We start from the raw sequence: 20,387 nt of genomic DNA, 5'->3' as shown, positions 1-20,387 counted from the left end.
GATGGTGATCGGTCAGTGGATGTGGTCTGTGAACACGTCCACGGCCCCGTTGGTGTCCTCCCCCACCAGGTCGTCAGCCCCGGTGGTGAAGACGACGGCACGGCCGTGACGGGTGACCGCGCCCGGGAGGGCGGTCGCTCCCGCCGGGGCCACGTCGTGCCGAGCGCCGCCGCGCCGGTCGAGGAGCGGTGTCCGTGCTCACCCGCTGGGTGCCGCCGGTGCGGCGTGCGCCGGGAGGACGGTCAGGGTGAGCGCGGCGGCCAGGGCTGCGCTCCGCGGCACGGGTCTCACCGGTGAGCTCCCAGGTGCCGTACGAAGATGTCGGCGACGCCGTTGGTGTCGCCGGGGACGAGGTTGCCGGCCGTCGAGGAGAAGGCGGCCCGGCCGTCGCGACTCAGGGACACGGCGTCCGTGGGGCCGTCGGCCTGGCTGCCGTCGGCGGCGAGGCTGACGCGTTCGACGGCACCGGTCTTCAGGTCCTTGACGAAGACGTCGGGGACGCCGTTCGTGTCGCCGGGGACGAGGTTGCTCGCGCTGGAGACGAAGGCGACCCGGCGGCCGTCCGCGCTCAGGATCGCGCCCTGGCTGGGTCCGTCGGGCGAGGTGCCGTCGGCGGCGGTGCTCACACGCACGGTCGTGCGCCGGTCCCGGTCGAAGACGAACACGTCGGTGAAGAAGTCGGTGTCGCCGGGCACGAGGGAGTTCACGTTGGAGGAGAAGGCCACCAGGCGGCCGTTCGCGCTGATGGATCCGCCCCACGAACTCTTCTTGTAGACGTAGCGGGTGGGCAGGCTCACCTGCTCCGTCGTGCCTTTCGCCCGGTCGCGCACGTACACGTTCAGCGCGTGGGTGAAGTCGTGCGACGGATCCAGCTGGGCCGCCGTGTCGAAGGCGACGAAGCGGCCGTCCGCGCTGAACGAGGTCGCCCCGGAGTCGCTGTCGCCGAGTGCGCCGTCGGTGCGGTACTGGACCAGCTCGGTGCGGCCGGTCTTCCGGTCGAGGACGATCGCGTCGTCCCGGCCGTTGGTGTCGCCGGGCGCGGCGTCCGGGGTCGAGGTGGCGTACGTGACGAACCGGCCGTTCGCGCTGATCGTTGGCGAATAGTTGAGCTTGTAGCGGGGAGGCGCGTCCGCGTGACCGGTGCTGATGCGCTGGGTCCGGTGTGTCCTGCGGTCGTAGAGGTAGATGTCGTCGAGGCCGTTGTCGTCGGCCTTCACGAGCGCGGCTGTCGTGGCGAAGACGACGTACCGGCCGTCCGCGCTGAGCGCGGGTTCGTCGGCCGGGCCCTCGGCGATCCGCTGCGTGCGGCCGGTGCGCAGATCGCGGACGAAGACGTCGGCGACACCGTTCCTGTCCCCGCGCACGAGGTTGTCGGCGGCCGACGTGAACGCCACGTAGCGGCCGTCGGCGCTTATCGCGGGCGCGGCGGAGGCGCCGTCGCCCTGGTGTCCGCCGGTGGCGACGCTCACCCGCGCGGTGCGCGGCGCGGCGGAACCGGCGTGCGCGGAGCCGGACCGCGCGGAGCCGGACCGCGCGGAGCCGGACGGCGCGGAAGCGGCGTGTGTGGAACCGGCGTGCGCGGAATCGGCGTGCGCGGCGGGCAGGGCGGCGCCCGCGAGCACGGCCGCCACTAACGTCGCCAAGGACACACGTGCGGCACTGGACATGATTTCCCCCCGAAATCGTGTCGGCCCCCGGTCCCGCACCGGGGGCACACCTGGATGCAACCGCACCACACACCCCGGGTCAATGCGCTCGATTACGTACAACCCGGGCGCCTGATCGACCGTCCGCGCACGCCGGACGCGCAGCCGACGGTCCCGCAGTCGCCGGACGCACAGCCGCCGGACGCACAGCCGCCGGACCCGCAGTCGCCGGACGCACAGCCGCCGGTCCCGCAGTCGACCGGTCGTCAGCCGAGCGACTCGTCCAGGAACTCCCGTACGTGGGACAGGATCTGGCCGCGATCGGTGCCGCGCAGGCCGATCGCCACATGGATGGAGAAGCCGTCGAGGAGGGCACGCAGCCGGGCGGCGACACGGTCCGGGTCGACGGCACGGAACTCGCCGCGCGAGACGCCCTCGGCGAGCAGGGCCACCAGGTCCCGGTGCCAGGCGCCCTCGATGGCGACCTGGCGCTCGCGGGCGGCGTCGTCGGCGTTCTGCGAGCGGTTCCAGACCTCCAGCCAGAGCGTCCAGTGCGGGTCGCGGTGGCCGTCGGGGACATACAGGTCGACGTACGCGTCGAGGCGCTCGCGGGCGGTTCCCCGCGCGGCCAGCAGTCGGCTGCGCTCGGCGCCGAGGCGGCCCTCGCTCCACTCCAGGGTCTGCAGCAGCAGCTCGTCCTTGGAGCGGAAGTAGTAGAGGAGATGGCCGCTGCTCATGCCGACCTCGCGGCCGAGCGCCGCCATGGTGAGCTTCTCCAGACCGCGCTCGGCGATCATGTCCATGGCGGCGGCGAGCACGTCCTCCCGCGGAGGCGCGTTCTTTCGCGCACCGGCCATCCCTGACTCCTGTCGTTCCCCGGGCCTTCGGCCCTCAGACCTTCGGCTGCTGCTGGGTGATGCAGTGGATGCCTCCCCCGCCCGCAAAGATCGTACGGGCGTCCACCAGCGTCACCGTCCGCTCCGGGAACAGCCGGCGGAAGATCCCGGCCGCGATCTCGTCGCGCGGATCGTCGAAGCCGCAGAGCACGACGCCGCCGTTGCAGAGGTAGTGGTTGATGTAGGAGTAGTCGGCCCAGTGCCCGTCTGCCTCCAGGACGGTCGGGGCGGGCACCTCGACGACCTCCAGGCGACGCCCGCGGGCGTCGGTCTGCGCGCCCAGCAACCCGATGATCTCCTTGCTGATCTCGTGGTCGGGGTGCGCCGGGTCCTGCTGGGAGTGGGCGACGATCACACCGGGGCGGGCGAAGGCGGCGACGATGTCGACATGGCCGAGGGTGCCGAAGCCGTACGGCGGGTAGTCGCCGGTCAGTCCGCGCGGCAGCCAGATCGCCTTGCGGGTGCCGAGCTGGGCGTGGATCTCCGCCTCGACCTGCTCACGGGTCCAGTCGGGGTTGCGCTCGGGCCCGAGCTGCACGGTCTCGGTGAGCAGCACGGTGCCCTCGCCGTCGACATGGATCGCGCCGCCCTCGTTGACCAGCTGCGAGGCGTACGTCTTCGCGCCCGCGAGGTCCGAGACGTACGCGCCGATCTTGGCGTCGTGCTCCCAGCGGGCCCAGTCCTGTGCGCCCCAGCCGTTGAACGTCCAGTCCACGGCGGCGAGTTCGCCCTGCCCATTGGTGAGGAAGGTGGGGCCGATGTCACGCATCCAGGCGTCGTCGAGTTCGCGTTCGACGATGTCGATGCCGGGACCGAGGAGTGCGGCTGCCTCCTGGGACTGCCCCGGACCGCAGACGACCGTGACCGGCTCGAAGCGGCGGACCGCACGGGCCACGCCCGCCCACGCCCGGCGCGACTCGGCGAGGTCGTCGGGGTTGTCGAAGGTGGGGTTGGGGCCCGGCCACGCCATCCAGGTGCGCTCGTGCGGGGTCCACTCGGCGGGCATACGGAAGCCGTCGGCGGCAGCAGACATGGGTGATCCTTACAGGAAGTACAGACGGTTGAGGGACACGGAGTCGGCGGGTTCGGAGCGCAGCGGGTCCCCGTCGAGGGTGACCAGGCCGGTGCGCTGGTCGACATCGACCGCTCCGGTACGGGAGTTGAGCCGCAGGTCGGCGGGGCCGATGCCGCGGGTGCCGCGGACAGCGACCCGGCGCCTGCGCGTCGGCATCGTGTCGTGGCCCTGGTCGACGGCGGCCTGGGCGACGAAGGCGACCGAGATCTCGGCGGGGGTCGCCCCGTGCGCCCCGAACTGCGGCCCCAGGACGAGGGGTTCGCAGGTGTCGGTGGCCGCGTTCGGGTCGCCGACCACGCCGTACGCCGGGAAGCCGGACTTCAGGACCAGCTGCGGCTTGGCGCCGAAGTACTCGGGCCGCCACAGCACGATGTCGGCGAGCTTGCCGACCTCGAGGGAGCCGACCTCGTGGGCGAGGCCGTGCGCGATGGCGGGGTTGATGGTCAGCTTGGCCATGTAGCGCAGGACGCGCTCGTTGTCGTGGTCCTCGGGGGCGCCGAACTCGGCCTTCATCTTGCCGGCCATCGCGAAGGTCCGGCGGACGGTCTCGCCCGCGCGGCCCATGCCCTGGGCGTCCGACGAGGTGATGCCGATCGCGCCCAGGTCGTGCAGCACGTCCTCGGCGCCCATCGTGCCGGCCCTGATCCGGTCGCGGGCCATGGCGGCGTCGCCGGGCAGGTCGGTCTTCAGATCGTGGACGGAGACGATCATCCCGTAGTGCTCGGCGACCGCGTCCCGGCCGAAGGGCAGGGTCGGGTTGGTGGAGGAGCCGATGACGTTCGCCACTCCCGCCATCTTCAGCACGTTCGGTACGTGCCCGCCGCCGCAGCCCTCGATGTGGAAGGCGTGGATCGTCCGTCCGTCGAGGACCCGCAGCGTGTCCTCGACGGACAGGCATTCGTTCAACCCGTCGCTGTGCAGGGCGACTTGGACGTCGTGGTCCTCGGCGACGCGCAGCGCGGTGTCGAGCGCGCGGGTGTGGGCGCCCATGTCCTCGTGGACCTTGAAGCCGCTCGCGCCGCCCTCGGCGAGGGCCTCGACCAGGGGCGCGTCCGAGGACGAGGAACCCCGCCCGAGGAAGCCGATGTTGACCGGCCAGGCGTCGAAGGCGCCGAAGGCGTGGCGCAGCGCCCAGGGAGAGTTGACGCCGACGCCCCACACCGGGCCGAACTCCTGGCCGATGATGGTGGTCACGCCGGAGGCCAGCGAGGCCTCCATGATGCGCGGCGACAGCAGATGGACATGCGTGTCGACGGCTCCGGCGGTGGCGATGAGCCCCTCGCCGGACACGATGGACGTGCCGGTGCCGACCACGACGTCGACGCCGTCGAGGGTGTCGGGGTTCCCGGCCCGTCCGATCGAGCAGATCCGCCCCTCGCGGATGCCGATGGAGACCTTCCGGATCCCCTGTGCCGCGTCGATCACCACCACGTTGCTGATGACGACGTCGCAGGTCTCACGGACGGCGGCGGCCTTGAGGTGCAGTCCGTCGCGGGCGGTCTTGCCGAAGCCGGCGAGGAACTCGTCGCCGTAGCGCTGGGCGTCGGACTCGACGAGGATCGTCAGCCCCGAGTCGCCCAGGCGGACCCGGTCGCCGGCGCGCGGGCCGTGGGTGGCCGCGTACTCGTACGGATTCATCGCATCGCTCCCTCGAACTCGCCCCCGGGAGCCGCCGCTCCCAGATAACCGCAGGCGGCTGCCCTGCGCAGGGCCTCTTCCTTCGCTCCGGGCGCGTCCAGCGGCCCGTCGACCAGACCGGCGAACCCGATCGCGATCCGCTCGCCCCCGATGGGCAGCAGCCCGACCTCGACGCTTTCGCCCGGCCCGAAGCGGACGGACGATCCGGCGGGGACGGCGAGCCGCCGCCCGTAGGCGAGGGCCCGCTCGAAGTCGAGCCGCGGGTTGGCCTCGAAGAAGTGGAAGTGGGAGGTGACGGAGACCGGGACCGTGGCCGTGTTGGTGACCAGGATCCGTACGTCCGCCTCGGCCTCGGCGTGCGCGGGCCCCGGCAGCAGGGCACCCGGGGCCTGGTCCGCGAGTCCGCCGCCGATGGGGTCGCTGACGACCGCGAGCCGTGAACCGTCGTCGAAGACGGCCTCGACATGCACCTCGGTGACGACGTCCGCGACACCCGGCAGGACGTCGTCGGGGCCGAGCACCGACCGGGCCGCCTCGATGGCCTGCGCGAGCCGGCGCCCGTCGCGGGCGGCCTCGCAGACGGTGTCCGCGATGAGCGCGGTCGCCTCGGGCACGTTGAGCCTGAGGCCGCGCGCCTTGCGGGCCCGCGCCAGTTCGGCGGCCGAGAACAGCAGCAGCCGGTCACGCTCCGTGGGGGTCAGTCTCACGCCACGACACCTCCTTGCCTTCCTCGCTTTAGAACATCACTCTAAACGGCAGATTCATGAAACGGAAACATTGACGGGTGACCTTCTGAGAGGTCACATTGAACGTCGCTCAAACATTCTCCCATCGCCTGGGTGAGCTTTCTGGCGGCCGATCGAAGGAGACCAGCCATGCCGATAGAACAGCGCGGAGTCGACACGATCCCCGACGAGGAACGCACCAGTGGTCCACGTGACCTGATGTCGATCCTGCTGGGGTCCAACCTGTGTCTCGGCGTGATCATCTTCGGCTGGCTGCCGCCGTCCTTCGGGCTCGGCTGGTGGGCGTCGGTGAGCTCGATCGTGGTGGGCACGGTGGTCGGCACCGCGCTGACGGCACCGCTGGCCCTGGTGTCGCTGCGTACCGCGACGAACCTCTCCACCTCCTCCGGCGCCCAGTTCGGCGTACGCGGACGGCTGGTCGGCTCGGTCGTCGGCCTGCTCCTCGCGCTCGGCTACACCGCGCTGACCGTGTGGATCGGCGGCGACGTGATGGTCGGAGTCCTGCACCGCCTGTTCGGACTGCCGGCGTCGGGTGTGTCGTACGCGGTGGTGTACGGAGTGCTCGCCACGGCGACGGTGGCGGGCGCGGTGTACGGCTACCGGGTCCTGCTCGCCATGTCCCGGGTCCTCGCGATCGGCATGACAGCCCTGCTGATCGTGGGCGTGATCGCGTACGCCCCGCACTTCACCACCTCCCCGCTCCCGGAGACCGGCGGCTATCTGCTCGGCTCCTTCTGGCCGACCTGGCTGCTGGCGGCGGTGGCGGCGGGCCTGTCGGGCCCGATCGCCTTCATCACGCTCCTCGGCGACTACACGCGCTACATCTCCCCGACCCGCCACACCTCCCGCACCGTCCTGCACGCCACCTGGCTGGGCCTGTGCGCCGGTCTCCTCGTCCCCCAGCTCTTCGGCACCTTCACGGCGTACGCGGCGCGCGCGGCGCTCGACTACGCGGGCCCGCTGGTCTCCGCCTCCCCCACCTGGTACCTGGTCCCGCTCCTGCTCGCCGCCTCCGCGGGCTCGGTCGGCAACGCGGGCCTGATGCTCTACTCCATGGGCCTCGACCTGGACGCGATCCTGCCGCGCGCCTCCCGTGCCCGAGCCACCTACACGGTCGCGATCGTCGCCACGGTCTGCGTCTTCGTCGGCCACTACGCCTGGAACGCGCAGTCCGCGATGACGTCGTTCGTCCTCCTGCTGACCGCCATCGGCACCCCCTGGGCCGTCATCACCCTCATCGGCTTCGCCCGCTGCCGCGGCGTCTACGACCCCGACGCCCTCCAGGTCTTCAACCGCCGCTCCCGGGGCGGCGTCTACTGGTACCGCGGCGGCTGGAACGTCCAGGCCGCGGTGGCCTGGGCCCTCGGCGCCTTCACCGGCCTGCTCGCGGTGTCCCTCCCCTCCTACCAGGGCCCACTGCTGTCCCTGACGGGCGGCGTGGACTGCAGCTTCGTGCTGTCGGGGCTGGTGGGCGGGGCCGTCTACCTGGCGTTGACGGCGCGGACGGCGCGGACGGCCCAGGTGCCGGTGCCTGCGGACGCGGCGGAACACGAGGGGGCACCCGTGGCGTCCTGACGCGAGAACGCGCGAGCGCGCGAGAACGCGCGCGAACGCGCAGAGAACGCGGAAGAGCGCCCGGCCCGAGGGGGCGGAAACGAGGGGGCCCGCACCGGTGTACGCCGGTGCGGGCCCCGCCTCACGTCAGTTCTTCAGGCCCTCAGGCCGTCAGGCCGTCAGGCCGTCAGACCGTCAGGCCCCCAGACCGTCAGGCCTTCCGGCCCTCAGGCCCTCAGGCCCTCAGGCCCTCAGGCCCTCAGCCCAGCGGGTGCATCCACCCGTGCTTGTCCGCCGCGATCCCCCGCTGGATGTCCAGCAGCGCCTCGCGCAGCTTCAGGGTGACCTCGCCGGGCTCGCCGCCGGACTGCTTCCACTCGGCGCCCGTGCGCTTGACCGTGCCGACGGGGGTGATGACGGCGGCGGTGCCGCAGGCGAAGACCTCGGTCAGGGTGCCGTTCTCCGCGTCACGCTGCCACTGGTCGAGGGAGACACGGCCCTCCTCGGACCGGTAGCCGAGGTCGCGGGCGACCGTCAGCAGCGAGTCGCGGGTGACGCCCTCCAGGATGGAGCCGGTGAGCGACGGCGTGATGATCTTGTCGCCGTACACGAAGTACAGGTTCATCCCGCCGAGTTCCTCGATCCACTTGTGCTCGACCGCGTCGAGGTAGCAGACCTGGTCGCAGCCCTTGGCGGCGGCCTCGGCCTGGGCGAGCAGCGAGGCGGCGTAGTTGCCGCCCGTCTTGGCGTCGCCCATGCCGCCGGGGACGGCGCGGACGCGGTCCTCGGAGAGCCAGATGGAGACCGGCTTCACGCCGCCCGCGAAGTACGCGCCGGCGGGCGAGGCGATGACGAGGAAGAGGTATTCGTTGGCGGGCTTCACGCCCAGGCCGACCTCGGTCGCGATCATGAAGGGGCGGAGGTACAGGGACTCCTCGCCGCCGTGCGCGGGAACCCAGTCGCGGTCCTGCTGGACGAGCACGTCACAGGCCTCGATGAACGTCTCCACCGGCAGCTCCGGCATACCGAGCCGACGGGCGGAGGCCTGAAAGCGCCGGGCGTTCTTGTCGGGACGGAAGGTGGCGACGGAGCCGTCGGGCTGGCGGTAGGCCTTGAGGCCCTCGAAGATCTCCTGCGCGTAGTGCAGGGTCATGTTGGCGGGGTCGAGGGAGAGCGGGCCGTACGGAACGAGCTGGCCGTCGTGCCAGCCACGGCCCTCCGTCCACTTGATCGTCACCATGTGATCGGTGAAGTGGCGGCCGAACCCGGGGTTGGCCAGGATCGCCTCGCGCTCCGCGGCGGAGAGCGGAGTGGCGGAGGGCTTGAGCTCGATCGTGGGCTGCGTCATGAGTGGTTTGTCCTTCACCGGTTGTGTGTGACGGGCCGCGCTCACGCCCCGAACTGCCAGTGGCCAGTGTTAGGACGTCCGAGCATTCCCTCATTCCGCGGCTCCGCGTTCGATTATCGCCCGCGGGAGGCCGTGGACGGAAACGGCGTGAATGCGGCCCTCGGGCTTGCCCAGGGGTTGATGGTGGCACCCGGCGAGGGCATAGGAAAAGCCGCCGGGTGCGGATGCGACCCGGCGGCTTCTGCGAAACGTATGTGCAGCGGCGGGTCAGCCGGCTACTCGTACGGCGAGCGCATCGCCGATTTCCTCGGTGCTGCGGGCGGGCTTGCCCACGCGCTCGGCGAGGTCGGCGGAGACGGCGTCCTCGATGCGGGCGGCCTCGGCCTCGTAGCCGAGGTGGCGCAGCAGCAGGGCGACGGACAGGACGGTGGCGCTGGGGTCGGCCTTGCCCTGGCCCGCGATGTCGGGCGCCGAGCCGTGCACGGGCTCGAACATCGAGGGGAACTCGCCGCTCGGGTTGATGTTGCCCGAGGCGGCGACGCCGATGCCGCCGGAGACGGCCGCGGCGAGGTCGGTGATGATGTCGCCGAAGAGGTTGTCGGTGACGATCACGTCGAAGCGCGCCGGGTCGGTGACGAGGTAGATCGTCGCCGCGTCGACGTGGATGTAGTCGGTGGTGACCTCGGGGAACTCCTTGGCCACCTTGTTGAAGACGTTCGTCCACAGGTGGCCCGCGAAGGTCAGCACGTTGTTCTTGTGGACCAGCGTCAGCTTCTTGCGCGGGCGGGCCTGCGCACGGGCGAAGGCGTCACGGACGACCCGCTCGACACCGAAGGCCGTGTTCACCGAGACCTCGGTGGCGACCTCGTGCGGGGTGCCCTTGCGGATGGTGCCGCCGTTGCCGGTGTACGGGCCCTCGGTGCCCTCGCGGACCACGACGAAGTCGATCTCCGGCTGGCCGGCCAGCGGGGTGGCGACACCCGGCAGCAGCTTCGAGGGACGCAGGTTGACGTGGTGGTCGAAGGCGAAGCGGAGCTTGAGCAGGAAGCCGCGCTCCAGGACGCCGGACGGGACCGAGGGGTCGCCGATCGCGCCGAGCAGGATCGCGTCGTGCTGCTTCAGGGCGTCCAGGTCAGCGTCGGTGAGGGTCTCACCGGTGGCGTGGTATCGCCGCGCGCCGAAGTCGAATTCCTTGGTCTCCAGCTTCACATCCTGCGGAAGGACGGCGGAGAGGACCTTGAGCCCCTGGGCCACGACTTCCTGGCCGATGCCGTCACCGGGGATCACTGCGAGATTGATGCTGCGAGACATGACGGCACCGTACTCCTTGTCCCATGGGATGACACGAGGTGTCCGCCATACGGACATGGCGGAGTGTCGCGGCGGGGACTCGTAAGTCTGCGTTCACCCGTACGTATGGCGCACGTTGGGACTTGCTGGGAAGTTCTCGAACATGGACACCCCTGACGTCGGGATTCCCGAGCAGCTCGCACGCCGGATGAGCATGGCGGAGCAGCACGAGCACCTGCGGACCGAGCTCACCCGGCGCCGTGCGCTGATCACGGCCGGCGCGTTCGCGGGCGGCGGGCTGCTGGCCGGGTGCTCCTCGGGTACGCCGACGCGCCCGGCCGGCGCGACGCCGGGCACCGCCACCAGTCGCGTGCCCGGCTCCGTCGTCACCCCCTTCGGCCGCCACCTCGCCTTCGGCGCGGACCCCAGGACCCAGATGCGGATCTCCTGGCAGGTGCCGTTCGCGGTCAGGAAGCCGTATGTGCGCGTGGGGCTGACGCCCTGGGGGCTGAGCCGGAAGATCGAGGCCGAGGTCCGCGACCTGCACACACCGGGAGTGCCGGGGCAGCGGCTCGCCCTGGACCAGTACTACCTGCACGCGGCGCTGGACGGCCTGCGCCCCGGCACGACGTACTACTACGGCGTCGGCCACGAGGGATTCGACCCCGCGTCCAAGGAACGGCACGCCACGGTGGGCCAGTTCCGCACGGCACCCGCCACCCCCGAGAAGTTCGTGTTCACCGCCTTCGGCGACCAGGGCGTCACACCGGACGCGCTCGCCAACGACAAGGTGATCCTCGGCCGGCGGCCGGCCTTCCATCTGCACGCGGGCGACATCTGCTACGCGGACGTGGTCGGCCTCGGCAAGGATTCGGACGGCTACGACCCCGGCGACTGGGACCGGTTCCTCCGGCAGACCGAGTCGGTGGCGAAGTCGGTGCCGTGGATGGTGACGACCGGCAACCATGACATGGAGGCGTGGTACTCGCCGAACGGGTACGGGGGCCAGTCCGCGCGCTGGTCGCTCCCGGACAGCGGCTTCGACGCCCGGAAAGCGCCGGGCGTCTACTCGTTCACGTACGGCAACGTCGGGATCGTGGCGCTGGACGCGAACGACGTGTCGTACGAGATCCCCGCCAACCGGGGCTACACGGACGGCAAGCAGACGGCGTGGCTGGACAGGCGGCTGGGTGAGCTGCGGAAGTCCGCCGACTTCGTCGTCGTCTTCTTCCACCACTGCGCGTACTCGACGTCGACGCACGCCTCCGACGGGGGTGTACGGGACGCCTGGCTGCCGCTGTTCACCAAGCACCAGGTGGACCTGGTGATCAACGGGCACAACCACGTGTACGAGCGGACCGACGCCATCAAGGGCGGCGCCGTGGGCAGGCAGGTGCCGATCGGCGCGTCGACCGATCCGACACGGGACGGGATCGTGTACGTGACGGCGGGCGGCGCGGGCAAGAGCCTGTACCGGTTCCCCGACGGGGTGCGGGACAGCTACGAGGGGAAGGTCACCCGCCACGACTCCGTGGACACCTTCCACTGGACGTCGTCCCAGCAGCAGAACAAGGACACCGTGGAGTGGTCGCGCGTGCGGTACACCGGCTACTCCTTCCTCTCGGTGGAGGCGGAGACGGGCACGGCACCGAAGCTCAAGGTCTCCGCACTCGCGCAGAGCGGCGAGCGCATCGACTACTTCGAGGTGCGGCGCGGCGGGTGAGCACGTCGCGGCGCGGCGGCCGGGCACTGGGGCGTACGGCGCGGAGGCCGGGCACTGCGGGGTACGGCGCGGGGCGGGTGCCTCGCGCCGCACCCCGCGCGGGTGCGGCTCCCGGTATCGAGGTGCAGCGGGCGGGTCAGTGGCCCGTCTCGCCGCCGTTGTCCCTGCGGTCGAGGGCGCGCTGGAGCGCGGCGGCGGCGTTCTTGCGGTCGGACTCACTCGTACGGGAGATGTGGCGGACTCGGCGGACGGTCGTCTCGGCCATGGTGAATCGACTCCTTGCCTCCGGCGCGGCCCGGAGGGGCCACCGGAAATGCGGTGAGGGATACGAGACGCCGGAAGGGGCGGGGAGCGGTGCCGCAGGGGTTGCCTGCCAAAGGCTCCGGCTCACGACCGCCATTCGCTTGGTCGAGCGAGACGTTCGGCTCCTACAAAGCTAAGCGAGGAGCGGACATCTGTCTCCACAATTACTCGGACTTCCTACTATCTGAGACGGCGGATCGGGGCACCCCGCCCTGACCTGGGACGACAGTCCGCACGACATCACCCGCCGCGGGGTGTGCAGCCGCGGGGCGCCCACCATCGGATCAGGCAGAGCGCGCCGAGGGCCACGAACGCGACGGCGTCCGCCGAGCATGGCCTCCGAGGTCACCCTCCCCGCACACGCAGGCCCCGCAACTCCCTGATCAGCGCCCGGACCGCGACCGTCCTGGCGAGTTCCGGCGTCGTGACGTAGCCGACGGAGCGGGTCGGGCGCTCCGGACCGAGATCGGTGATCTCGGTGGTGAGCGGTGCACTCGTGAGGGACAGCGCGGGCATGATCGCCATTCCGAGACCACTGCTCACCATCGAGAGCACTGCTCCGTCGTCTTCGGCGCGAATCGTCGCGCAGGGGATCCAGTCCTGCGCGGCCCACCAAGTCCGGGTGTAGGACGAGCAGTTCTCGGTCCAGTCGACCAGCGGCAGCGAGCGCGGGTCCGGATGACCGGCCGGGTGCACCAGGGCGTAGGGCTCCTCCAGGAGTACGTCACCGACCAGTTCCGGCGGCACCGGGGTGCTCGTGCCGAGTATGGCGATCCCGACGTCCGCTCGCCCCTCGGACACCTCCCCCGCGGTGCCGGGCCCCACCTCCCGTACGACGCGCACGCTCGGCTCGATCCCGGGGTGCCGGACGGCCAGCCGTTCCAGCGCGGGCGGCAGCAGATGCAGTGCCGCGCTCCGGAAGGCGGCGATGCGCAGCGGCCCGGCGACGGTGTCCCCGCCGTCGGGACCCGCGCCCGCACCCCGCGCCTCCGCGACCAGCGTGTCCAGCATCCGCAGCACCCGCCGCGCGTGCGCCACCGCCCGCTCGCCCGCCGCGGTGGGACGCGCCCCGTGCCGTCCGCGCTCGAACAGCACGACACCCACCTTGCGTTCGATGCCGCGTACCGCGTGGGAGACCGCGGACTGGGTCGTGCCGAGCGTCAGGGCCGCCGCCGAGAACCCGCCCTCGCCGGCGACGGCCACCAGAGTCCGCAGCTCCCGCGGGGCGAGGTCGGCTGTGCTCATGAAGGTCCCCCCTTGGCGCCGTACGGCTCTGCCGACCGCCGCTGCCTGCTGCCCGCTGCCTGCTGCCTGCTGCCCACTGCCTGCTGCCTGCTGCCCGCTGCCTGCTGCCTGCTGCCTGCTGCTATGAACACGGCTCATGGAAGTGGCCGTCGTATGAGCGCAACCCTCTGCCCGGAGCCGGCATTCCTTCCTACGGTCCCTTCCCATGAACGACATCGCGCTCACCGTCCAGCAGACTGCCCGCCCGACCGGTTTCCCGGCCCCGGGCCACTTCCGCTTCGCGGAGTCGCCCGTGCCCGAGCCCGCACCCGGCACGGCACTCGTGGAGAACCTCTACTGGTCCGTCGATCCCTACCACCGCGAGATGATGGACGGCGACTTCGCGCTCGGCGCCCCGCTGGAGGGCCGGACCCTCGGCCGCGTGATCGAGTCCCGGGATCCGGCGCTCCCGGAGGGGGAGATCGTCTTCCACCGCGCGGGCTGGCGCACCCACTCCGTGGTACGCCCGGAGGAGACCAGACGCCTCCCGCACCACGACGGCGTACCGCTGTCCGCGTATCTGAGCGTGCTCGGCGGCACCGGCCTGACCGCGTACGTCGGTCTGACGCGGATCGCCCGACTGCGGGAAGGCGAGGACCTGTTCGTCTCGGCCGCCTCGGGCGGGGTCGGTACGGCGACCGGGCGGTTCGCACGGCTGCTGGGGGCCGGACGGCTGGTGGGCAGCGCGGGCAGCCCGGCGAAGGTGAGGTACCTGAGGGAACGGGTCGGCTACGACGAGGCCTTCGACCATCACGCGGGTGCCGCGGCCGAACTCCTCGGCAAGGCGGCCCCGGACGGCATCGACGTGTTCGTCGACAACGTCGGAGGCGCCCAACTCGGTGCGGCCGTCGGCGCGTTGCGCGAGCGCGGCCGGGTGGTGCGGGTCGGCACGGTCGGCCAGTACAACACCCCGGACGCCCCGCCGGTGCTCTTCAATCACGCCGACGTCGTGGAGAAGAGCCTGCGCGTCGAGGGTTTCCTGGTGCGTGACTACCAGGACGTGCAGGCGGAGTTGTACGAGTTCGCCGTACCGCATCTGCTCAGTGGCCGTCTCGTGCCGGACGAGACCGTCGTCGACGGCTTCGAGCGGATCGTGGAGGCGTTCCTGTCGATGCTACGAGGCGGCAACACGGGCAAGATGATCGTCCGGCACGCCTCCCGGTGACCGGCACGGCCGCCCCGGGGCGTGGCGTCAGAGCACGTCGCCGTCACGCCAGTCGAAGACCAGGTCGTAGGCCGGGTCGAGGGGGCCGGCCGAGGAGGGTCGCAGGTATGTGGTGCCCTCCTCCTCCGGGAGGCGCACGATGCCGTCCGGGCCGAGCGCGCAGATCCGGCCGGGCCAGAGCTGCCAGCCCCGGGCCGCGTACAGGGCGGCCCCCTCCTCGCTCGCGGAGAGCGCCCCGAGCGGGTACGCCCCCTCGACGATCCGCTCCACCTCGGCCATCACCCGGCCGCCGAGACCCGTGCGGCGCGCGTCGGCACGGACCCCGACCGCCTCCACGTACCCGACGCGCAGCGAGCGGCCGCGGTGCAGGACGCGCCGCTGGATCACCGAGCCGTGCGCCGCGAGGCCCCGCTCGTCGTGCACGAGGACATGGATGCCGCCGAGTCCGTGATCCCAGTCCTCGTCGCTGAATCCCCCGTCGAAGGCGTCGTCCAGGAGGGTGCGGGCGGCGCGGAGTTCGGCCGGGGTGAGGTCCGCCGTGTGGGCGGTACGCAGTCGGGTGGTCATCGGCCCAGTATCACGGGGCGCGGACGGCGGTCGTGGTCGCCCCCGGCCACCTGGGTTCCGGCCGCTCGACGGCACCGGCGTCCGGTGAATTCTCGAACGCCTGCACCCAACTGGCCGAGATCACAGGCGAGTTCGCGGAGCGGATCGGACTGAGGGAGTACACGTGCCGCATCCGGTCCAGGGCCGCGGCGCACGGCGTTTGGGACCCGAGCCTCGCCGGTCCGGTCGGGTACGAGCACGACGCGGCGGCGCCGGGCCGCCCCGGGCAGCCCGGCATCCAGCCCGGCCTGATCTCCGAGTACGGCGGACGAGGGCCGAGCAGCGGATCGGCCACACGACTGATCCTCCGCGCGGCATGCGACATCGGGCTCCGGCGAGGGGAACGGTGACGTCATGAGCGACACGGCCAAGGCACTTCTCGAGGGCGGCCCTGATGATCTGCCCGAACGGACCGTCCCGATCCCGCCCCCCGGAACGGATGTGAAGATCGAGTTCCGCGGCGGATACGAACACTTCAGGGCGACCCCACGGCACGCGGACACGCCGGAGGGCAGGCTGCCCGTGTACGAGTGGTGGGAGCGGACGGAATTCGCCGGGTGACGCAGCGCCCGCCACCAGCCCGGCTTCGTCCGCGAACGCGCTGCTGCCCGGGCGGACATGGAAACGGGCCGGGAAGCCTGCACATGGAAACGGGCCGGGAAGCCTGCTCGGGGGCGGGCTTCCCGGCCCGGGTGTGCGGGGCGTGTCAGCCCATGTGCGGGTACCCGTAGTCGGTCGGCGGGACCAGCGTCTCCTTGATGGCGCGGGTCAGGGTCCAGCGCATCAGGTTCTGCGGAGCGCCGGCCTTGTCGTTGGTGCCGGAGGCGCGGCCGCCGCCGAAGGGCTGCTGGCCGACGACGGCGCCGGTCGACTTGTCGTTGATGTAGAAGTTGCCCGCGGCGTAGCGGAGCTTCTCCATCGTGTACGCGGCCGCCGCACGGTCGTTGGACACGACCGAGCCGGTGAGCGCGTAGTCCGACGCCGACTCCATCTGGGTCAGCATCTCGTCGTAGTTCTCGTCCTCGTAGACGTGCACCGCGAGGAAGGGGCCGAAGTACTCGGTCTTGAAGACCTCGTTCTCCGGGTCCGAGCACTCGACGACGGTCGGGCGCACGAAGTAGCCGACCGAGTCGTCGTACGAGCCACCCGCGACGATCGCGCAGGTCGGGTCCGACTTGGCGCGGTCGATGGCCGCCTTGTTCTTGGCGAACGAACGCTCGTCGATGACCGCGCCGATGAAGTTCGACAGGTCGGTGACGTCACCCATGGTCAGGTAGTCGACCTCGGCCGCGAACTCCTCCTTGAAACCGGAGTTCCAGATGGAGGCCGGGATGTAGGCGCGGGAGGTGGCGGAGCACTTCTGGCCCTGGTACTCGAAGGCACCGCGGGTGAGCGCCGTCTTCAGCACGGCGCGGTCGGCGCTCGGGTGCGCGACCAGGAAGTCCTTGCCGCCGGTCTCGCCGACCAGGCGCGGGTAGGAGCGGTACTTCTCGATGTTGTTGCCGACCGTCTTCCACAGGTACTGGAAGGTCTTGGTCGAGCCCGTGAAGTGGATGCCCGCGAGGTCACGGTGGGCCAGGGCGACCTTGGAGACCTCGACGCCGTCGCCGGTGACGAGGTTGATGACGCCCTTGGGCAGGCCCGCCTCCTCCAGGAGCTGCATCAGCAGCACGGCGGCGTGCGTCTGCGTCGGGGACGGCTTCCAGACGACGACGTTGCCCATCAGCGCCGGCGCGGTCGGCAGGTTGCCCGCGATCGCCGTGAAGTTGAAGGGGGTGATCGCGTAGACGAAGCCTTCGAGCGGGCGGTGGTCCAGGCGGTTCCAGACACCCGGGGAGTTCGCCGGGGGCTGCTCGGCGAGCAGGTCACGGGCGTACTTGACGTTGAAGCGCCAGAAGTCGACGAGCTCGCAGGGACAGTCGATCTCGGCCTGCTGGGCGGTCTTCGACTGGCCGAGCATGGTGGAGGCGGCGAGGGTCTCGCGCCAGGGACCGGCCAGCAGCTCGGCGGCGCGCAGGATGATCGCGGCGCGGTCGTCGAAGGACATCGCGCGCCAGGCCGGAGCGGCGGCGAGGGCCGCGTCGATCGCGTCCTGGGCGTCCTGCTGCGTGGCGTGCGCGCCGGTGCCGATGACGGCCTTGTGGTTGTGCGGCTGCACGACCTCGAAACGCTCACCGCCGCCGAGCCGCTTCTCGCCGCCGATGGTCATCGACAGCTCGATCGGGTTCTCGGCCAGCTCCTTGAGCTTGGCCTCCAGGCGGGCGCGCTCGGGCGAGCCGGGGGCGTAGCCGTGCACCGGCTCGTTGACGGGGGTGGGGACCTGGGTCACAGCGTCCATGGGTTCCGTAACTCCTTTATGAGCGGGTGGTTCGGTCTCAGCCCTTGGTGAGGATCGAGCGGGCGAAGAAGAGGAGGTTGGCCGGCTTCTCCGCGAGGCGGCGCATGAAATAGCCGTACCAGTCGGTGCCGTACGCGGTGTACACCCGCATGCGGTGGCCCTCGGCGGCGAGCCGAAGGTGCTCGTCGCTGCGGATGCCGTACAGCATCTGGAACTCGTACTCGTCCAGCTTGCGCCCGGCGCGCCGGGCCAGCTCCTGCGCGATGGAGATGAGACGCGGGTCGTGGGACCCGATCATCGGGTACCCGTCGCCCTCCATCAGGATGCGCAGGATGCGGACGTACGCCTTGTCTGTCTCGGCCTTCTGCTGGTAGGCGACCTCGGCGGGCTCCTTGTAGGCGCCCTTCACCAGGCGTACGCGGCTGCCGCTCGCGGCGAGGCGGCGGGCGTCGGCCTCGGTGCGGAACAGGTAGGCCTGGATGACGCAGCCGGTCCCCGGGAAGTCCTTCCGCAGCTCCTCGTGGATGGCGAACATCGAGTCGAGGGTGGTGTGGTCCTCCGCGTCCAGCGTGACCGTCGTACCGATCGCGGCGGCGGCCTCGACGACCGGGCGGACGTTCGCGAGCGCGAGCTCGTGGCCGCCCTCCAGGGACTGGCCGAACATCGAGAGCTTGACGGACATCTCGGCCTGGGTGCCGAGGTCCAGCTCCTTGAGGCGCCGGATGAGCTCCAGATACGCGTCACGGGCGGCCGTGGCCTGCTCGGGGGTCGTGATGTCCTCGCCGACGACGTCCATCGTGACCTCCAGGCCCCTGCCCGTGAGGTCCTGGATGATCGGCACGACCTGGTCGACGGTCTCGCCGGGGATGAAGCGGTCGACGACCGGCTTGGTCACCGGGGCCGACGAGATCAGACGGCGCAACTTGTCGCTGCGCGAGGCGGCGAGAATCACGGGACCCAGCACGGGGCACCTCCACAACAAAGCCAGCAGGAGGCCGAATCCCGACCATTCGGGTACGGCACGGAGAACCACCGTGAAACCTAGGGATCCCTCCGATCCTCGGCCATCGACAGCTGTCACGCATCCGTGCACTGGATCTCAGACAGATGTATGAAGGGCGCTCGGAAATGAGGCAGAATGCCCGGATGAGCGGTGAATACAGAGGCGACTACCAAGAGCTGGTGGATGAGATCTCGGCGCTCCTCGGTGTCCCCGCCACGCTGGAGAACCGGGACTTCGAGCTGATCGCCTTCGGCGCGTACGACAGCGAGGGCGAGCTCGACGCGTCGGCGCTCGACCCGGTGCGCACCCGCTCGATCCTCACGCGCCGGTCCACCACGGCGGTCCGCACCTGGTTCGAGGGGTTCGGCATCACCCGCGCCACCGGCCCGGTCCGTATCCCGCCGACCCCGGAGGCGGGGGTGTACCGGGGACGGATCTGTCTTCCCGTACGCCATCGGGGTGTCGTCCTCGGCTACGTCTGGCTGCTCGACGACGATCCCGGCCCCACCGACGCCCAGCTGGCCGCCGCCATGGACGTCGCCTCCCGCATCGGCGCCCTGCTCGCGGACGAGGCGCAGGCCGGCGCGGACCTCACCCGCGAGCTGCGTGCCGTCCTCACCGCCGAGCGGGGCTGGCAGCGCGACATGGCCGTCGCCGAACTCCGTACGGCCCTCGGTCCGCGCGGCGAGGGCCTGCACACCGTCGTCTGCGTGACCCCCTGGCCCTCGGCGGACCCGGACGACGCCCCTTCCGCCCGTACGGTGCCGGGCGCGACGGCCCTGTGCACGGTGCCGTGGGGGACGACCGGCCAGAGCCTGGCCCTGCTCGTACGGCTGCGCTCGCCGGACGTACTGACCCCGGCACTGACGGCGGCTTCCCGCTTCGTCCGCGAGGCGGAGGGGCAGCGCGGGGCGCGCGACTCGAGGGAGCAGGGCGGGCCCGGAACGGGCGGCAGGGGGAGCCGCACGGAAGACGGCACGGGCGCGAGGGCGAGGAGCGGCGGGGCCACGGCGGGGTCGGGAGCGGTGGCAGGCGGCGGGTCCGGGGGCGGCAGGACGGCGGCGGGCGGCCGTGCGGGCGGAGCCCGTGGCGCGGGCCGGGCCACGGCCGGAGTGGCCGCCGCCCGAGTCGGTCTCGCCGAGCTGGGCGCCGCCTGGCAGGAGGCGTCCGCCGCAGCGCGCGCCGCGCTGGCCGAGCCGCGCCTCGGCCCGGTCGCCGAGTGGGCGTCCATCGGCCCCTTCCGCCTCCTGACCTCGCTGCCTCCGGAGGCCGCCCAGGACCCCGCCGTACGGACGCTGTTGGCCCCCGCCCACCACGAACTCGCCCGCACCGCAGAGGTGTTCCTCGACTGCGCGGGCCAAGCAGGCCGCACGGCGGCGGAGTTGGGCATCCACCGGCAGACCCTCTACTACCGCCTGTCGCGCGTCGAGCAACTGACGGGGCTGGACCTGGACGACGGCGAGGACCGGCTGCTGCTGCACATGGCGTTGAAGGGGGCACGGCTCTGAGCGGTTCCAGCATCCGCGACTTCGTTGGCAATGAAGGTGGTTCGTCAGCAGTGGATCAGCAAATCCGCGATCCCGTTGACAAGGACTCCGTTCAGTAGCGGTCTTCCGTAGGTCTCTTTCGATCTTCACCGGGCGTGTGCTGCCCGTGCTTCGGTCCGTCTCCGTCATGGCAGTGAGGAGTCCGGGCGGCGCCCGTCGTCCACGCAAGATTCCTACGGCGCCGATCCGGTACAAGAATGCTCCGGCGCTCACGGTGTCGTCCGC

General features: G+C 71.3%; 19 protein-coding genes. 6 read left to right on the top strand and 13 right to left on the bottom strand.

All coding sequences use genetic code 11. The annotated features are described in order from the left end of the window. Nucleotides 1–12: 12 nt before the first annotated feature. From ACFVXA_RS30400 to ureA, 6 genes are all read right to left on the bottom strand, one after another. Nucleotides 13–153, bottom strand: coding sequence for a hypothetical protein (locus ACFVXA_RS30400; RefSeq protein ID WP_390027743.1), 141 nt, complete (start codon nt 151–153; stop codon nt 13–15). A 134-nt stretch (nt 154–287) separates the two neighbouring features. Continuing rightward, entirely contained in the window at nt 288–1,643 is a 1,356-nt protein-coding gene (locus ACFVXA_RS30395; protein WP_390027740.1) for a TolB family protein, read from the bottom strand. Between the two features lie 269 nt (nt 1,644–1,912). Further along, a complete protein-coding gene (locus ACFVXA_RS30390; protein WP_362026598.1) occupies nt 1,913–2,503 on the bottom strand; it encodes a TetR/AcrR family transcriptional regulator in 591 nt (196 codons plus the stop codon). A 34-nt stretch (nt 2,504–2,537) separates the two neighbouring features. Then, on the bottom strand, nt 2,538–3,575 hold the full coding sequence (locus tag ACFVXA_RS30385; protein ID WP_362026595.1) for an agmatine deiminase family protein: 1,038 nt from the start codon (nt 3,573–3,575) through the stop codon (nt 2,538–2,540). 9 nt (nt 3,576–3,584) lie between these two features. Further along, entirely contained in the window at nt 3,585–5,255 is a 1,671-nt protein-coding gene (locus tag ACFVXA_RS30380; protein ID WP_362026592.1) for an urease subunit alpha, read from the bottom strand. After that, entirely contained in the window at nt 5,252–5,962 is a 711-nt protein-coding gene (gene ureA / locus ACFVXA_RS30375) for an urease subunit gamma (RefSeq protein WP_362026589.1), read from the bottom strand. Before ureA ends, ACFVXA_RS30380 begins: the two co-directional genes overlap by 4 nt. A gap of 168 nt (nt 5,963–6,130) precedes the next feature. Here ureA and ACFVXA_RS30370 point away from each other — a divergent pair, with 168 nt between their 5' ends. Further along, nucleotides 6,131–7,576: a cytosine permease gene (locus ACFVXA_RS30370; RefSeq protein WP_390027738.1), complete on the top strand. Its 1,446-nt coding sequence runs from the start codon at nt 6,131–6,133 to the stop codon at nt 7,574–7,576. Nucleotides 7,577–7,814: 238 nt separating this feature from the next. On the opposite strand, the gene ACFVXA_RS30365 is transcribed toward ACFVXA_RS30370, so the two are convergent. Together ACFVXA_RS30365 and ACFVXA_RS30360 are read right to left on the bottom strand one after the other, a co-directional pair. Further along, complete coding sequence (locus tag ACFVXA_RS30365) at nt 7,815–8,903, bottom strand: branched-chain amino acid aminotransferase (RefSeq protein WP_362026583.1); 1,089 nt, start codon at nt 8,901–8,903, stop codon at nt 7,815–7,817. Nucleotides 8,904–9,170: 267 nt separating this feature from the next. Next, entirely contained in the window at nt 9,171–10,214 is a 1,044-nt protein-coding gene (locus tag ACFVXA_RS30360; protein ID WP_383742854.1) for a 3-isopropylmalate dehydrogenase, read from the bottom strand. Nucleotides 10,215–10,356: 142 nt separating this feature from the next. Here ACFVXA_RS30360 and ACFVXA_RS30355 point away from each other — a divergent pair, with 142 nt between their 5' ends. Beyond that, nucleotides 10,357–11,916 carry a purple acid phosphatase family protein gene (locus ACFVXA_RS30355; protein ID WP_390027735.1) on the top strand — a complete coding sequence of 520 codons (1,560 nt, stop codon included), beginning with the start codon at nt 10,357–10,359 and terminating at the stop codon, nt 11,914–11,916. A 136-nt stretch (nt 11,917–12,052) separates the two neighbouring features. On the opposite strand, the gene ACFVXA_RS30350 is transcribed toward ACFVXA_RS30355, so the two are convergent. Both ACFVXA_RS30350 and ACFVXA_RS30345 read right to left on the bottom strand, forming a co-directional pair. Beyond that, on the bottom strand, nt 12,053–12,181 hold the full coding sequence (locus ACFVXA_RS30350; protein ID WP_362026573.1) for a hypothetical protein: 129 nt from the start codon (nt 12,179–12,181) through the stop codon (nt 12,053–12,055). A 383-nt stretch (nt 12,182–12,564) separates the two neighbouring features. Continuing rightward, nucleotides 12,565–13,464, bottom strand: coding sequence for a LysR family transcriptional regulator (locus ACFVXA_RS30345; RefSeq protein ID WP_390027733.1), 900 nt, complete (start codon nt 13,462–13,464; stop codon nt 12,565–12,567). A gap of 205 nt (nt 13,465–13,669) precedes the next feature. On the opposite strand from ACFVXA_RS30345, the gene ACFVXA_RS30340 reads away from it, so the two are divergent. After that, a complete protein-coding gene (locus ACFVXA_RS30340; RefSeq protein WP_390027730.1) occupies nt 13,670–14,668 on the top strand; it encodes an NADP-dependent oxidoreductase in 999 nt (332 codons plus the stop codon). A gap of 27 nt (nt 14,669–14,695) precedes the next feature. Here ACFVXA_RS30340 and ACFVXA_RS30335 read toward each other — a convergent pair whose 3' ends face one another. Then, nucleotides 14,696–15,235 (bottom strand): GNAT family N-acetyltransferase, encoded by a 540-nt coding sequence (locus ACFVXA_RS30335; protein ID WP_383907399.1) that lies wholly within the window; start codon nt 15,233–15,235, stop codon nt 14,696–14,698. A 32-nt stretch (nt 15,236–15,267) separates the two neighbouring features. Between ACFVXA_RS30335 and ACFVXA_RS30330 the strand changes: the two genes are divergently transcribed. Continuing rightward, on the top strand, nt 15,268–15,624 hold the full coding sequence (locus ACFVXA_RS30330) for a hypothetical protein (RefSeq protein WP_362026562.1): 357 nt from the start codon (nt 15,268–15,270) through the stop codon (nt 15,622–15,624). Between the two features lie 4 nt (nt 15,625–15,628). Continuing rightward, nucleotides 15,629–15,835 (top strand): DUF5988 family protein, encoded by a 207-nt coding sequence (locus tag ACFVXA_RS30325; RefSeq protein ID WP_362026559.1) that lies wholly within the window; start codon nt 15,629–15,631, stop codon nt 15,833–15,835. A 145-nt stretch (nt 15,836–15,980) separates the two neighbouring features. Here ACFVXA_RS30325 and pruA read toward each other — a convergent pair whose 3' ends face one another. Together pruA and ACFVXA_RS30315 are read right to left on the bottom strand one after the other, a co-directional pair. Continuing rightward, complete coding sequence (pruA, locus tag ACFVXA_RS30320) at nt 15,981–17,612, bottom strand: L-glutamate gamma-semialdehyde dehydrogenase (protein ID WP_390027727.1); 1,632 nt, start codon at nt 17,610–17,612, stop codon at nt 15,981–15,983. Between the two features lie 37 nt (nt 17,613–17,649). Continuing rightward, nucleotides 17,650–18,576: a proline dehydrogenase family protein gene (locus tag ACFVXA_RS30315; RefSeq protein WP_383742875.1), complete on the bottom strand. Its 927-nt coding sequence runs from the start codon at nt 18,574–18,576 to the stop codon at nt 17,650–17,652. A gap of 182 nt (nt 18,577–18,758) precedes the next feature. Between ACFVXA_RS30315 and ACFVXA_RS30310 the strand changes: the two genes are divergently transcribed. After that, a complete protein-coding gene (locus ACFVXA_RS30310; protein WP_390027724.1) occupies nt 18,759–20,123 on the top strand; it encodes a PucR family transcriptional regulator in 1,365 nt (454 codons plus the stop codon). Nucleotides 20,124–20,387: the final 264 nt, after the last annotated feature.

The organism is Streptomyces sp. NPDC058246 (assembly GCF_042881985.1).
GTDB lineage: Bacteria > Actinomycetota > Actinomycetes > Streptomycetales > Streptomycetaceae > Streptomyces.
This window is presented reverse-complemented; position numbering and strand designations above follow the sequence as displayed.

Excerpts from the sequence above, each read along its gene's own strand:
- ACFVXA_RS30360 (WP_383742854.1), bottom strand. The coding sequence starts at position 10,214 with ATGTCTCGCAGCATCAATCTCGCAGTGATCCCCGGTGACGGCATCGGC.
- ACFVXA_RS30385 (WP_362026595.1), bottom strand. The coding sequence starts at position 3,575 with ATGTCTGCTGCCGCCGACGGCTTCCGTATGCCCGCCGAGTGGACCCCG.
- ACFVXA_RS30390 (WP_362026598.1), bottom strand. The coding sequence starts at position 2,503 with ATGGCCGGTGCGCGAAAGAACGCGCCTCCGCGGGAGGACGTGCTCGCC.
- pruA (WP_390027727.1), bottom strand. The coding sequence starts at position 17,612 with ATGGACGCTGTGACCCAGGTCCCCACCCCCGTCAACGAGCCGGTGCAC.
- ACFVXA_RS30325 (WP_362026559.1), top strand. The coding sequence starts at position 15,629 with ATGAGCGACACGGCCAAGGCACTTCTCGAGGGCGGCCCTGATGATCTG.
- ACFVXA_RS30370 (WP_390027738.1), top strand. The coding sequence starts at position 6,131 with ATGCCGATAGAACAGCGCGGAGTCGACACGATCCCCGACGAGGAACGC.
- ACFVXA_RS30365 (WP_362026583.1), bottom strand. The coding sequence starts at position 8,903 with ATGACGCAGCCCACGATCGAGCTCAAGCCCTCCGCCACTCCGCTCTCC.
- ACFVXA_RS30350 (WP_362026573.1), bottom strand. The coding sequence starts at position 12,181 with ATGGCCGAGACGACCGTCCGCCGAGTCCGCCACATCTCCCGTACGAGT.
- ACFVXA_RS30335 (WP_383907399.1), bottom strand. The coding sequence starts at position 15,235 with ATGACCACCCGACTGCGTACCGCCCACACGGCGGACCTCACCCCGGCC.
- ACFVXA_RS30310 (WP_390027724.1), top strand. The coding sequence starts at position 18,759 with ATGAGCGGTGAATACAGAGGCGACTACCAAGAGCTGGTGGATGAGATC.
- ACFVXA_RS30380 (WP_362026592.1), bottom strand. The coding sequence starts at position 5,255 with ATGAATCCGTACGAGTACGCGGCCACCCACGGCCCGCGCGCCGGCGAC.
- ACFVXA_RS30345 (WP_390027733.1), bottom strand. The coding sequence starts at position 13,464 with ATGAGCACAGCCGACCTCGCCCCGCGGGAGCTGCGGACTCTGGTGGCC.
- ACFVXA_RS30340 (WP_390027730.1), top strand. The coding sequence starts at position 13,670 with ATGAACGACATCGCGCTCACCGTCCAGCAGACTGCCCGCCCGACCGGT.
- ACFVXA_RS30355 (WP_390027735.1), top strand. The coding sequence starts at position 10,357 with ATGGACACCCCTGACGTCGGGATTCCCGAGCAGCTCGCACGCCGGATG.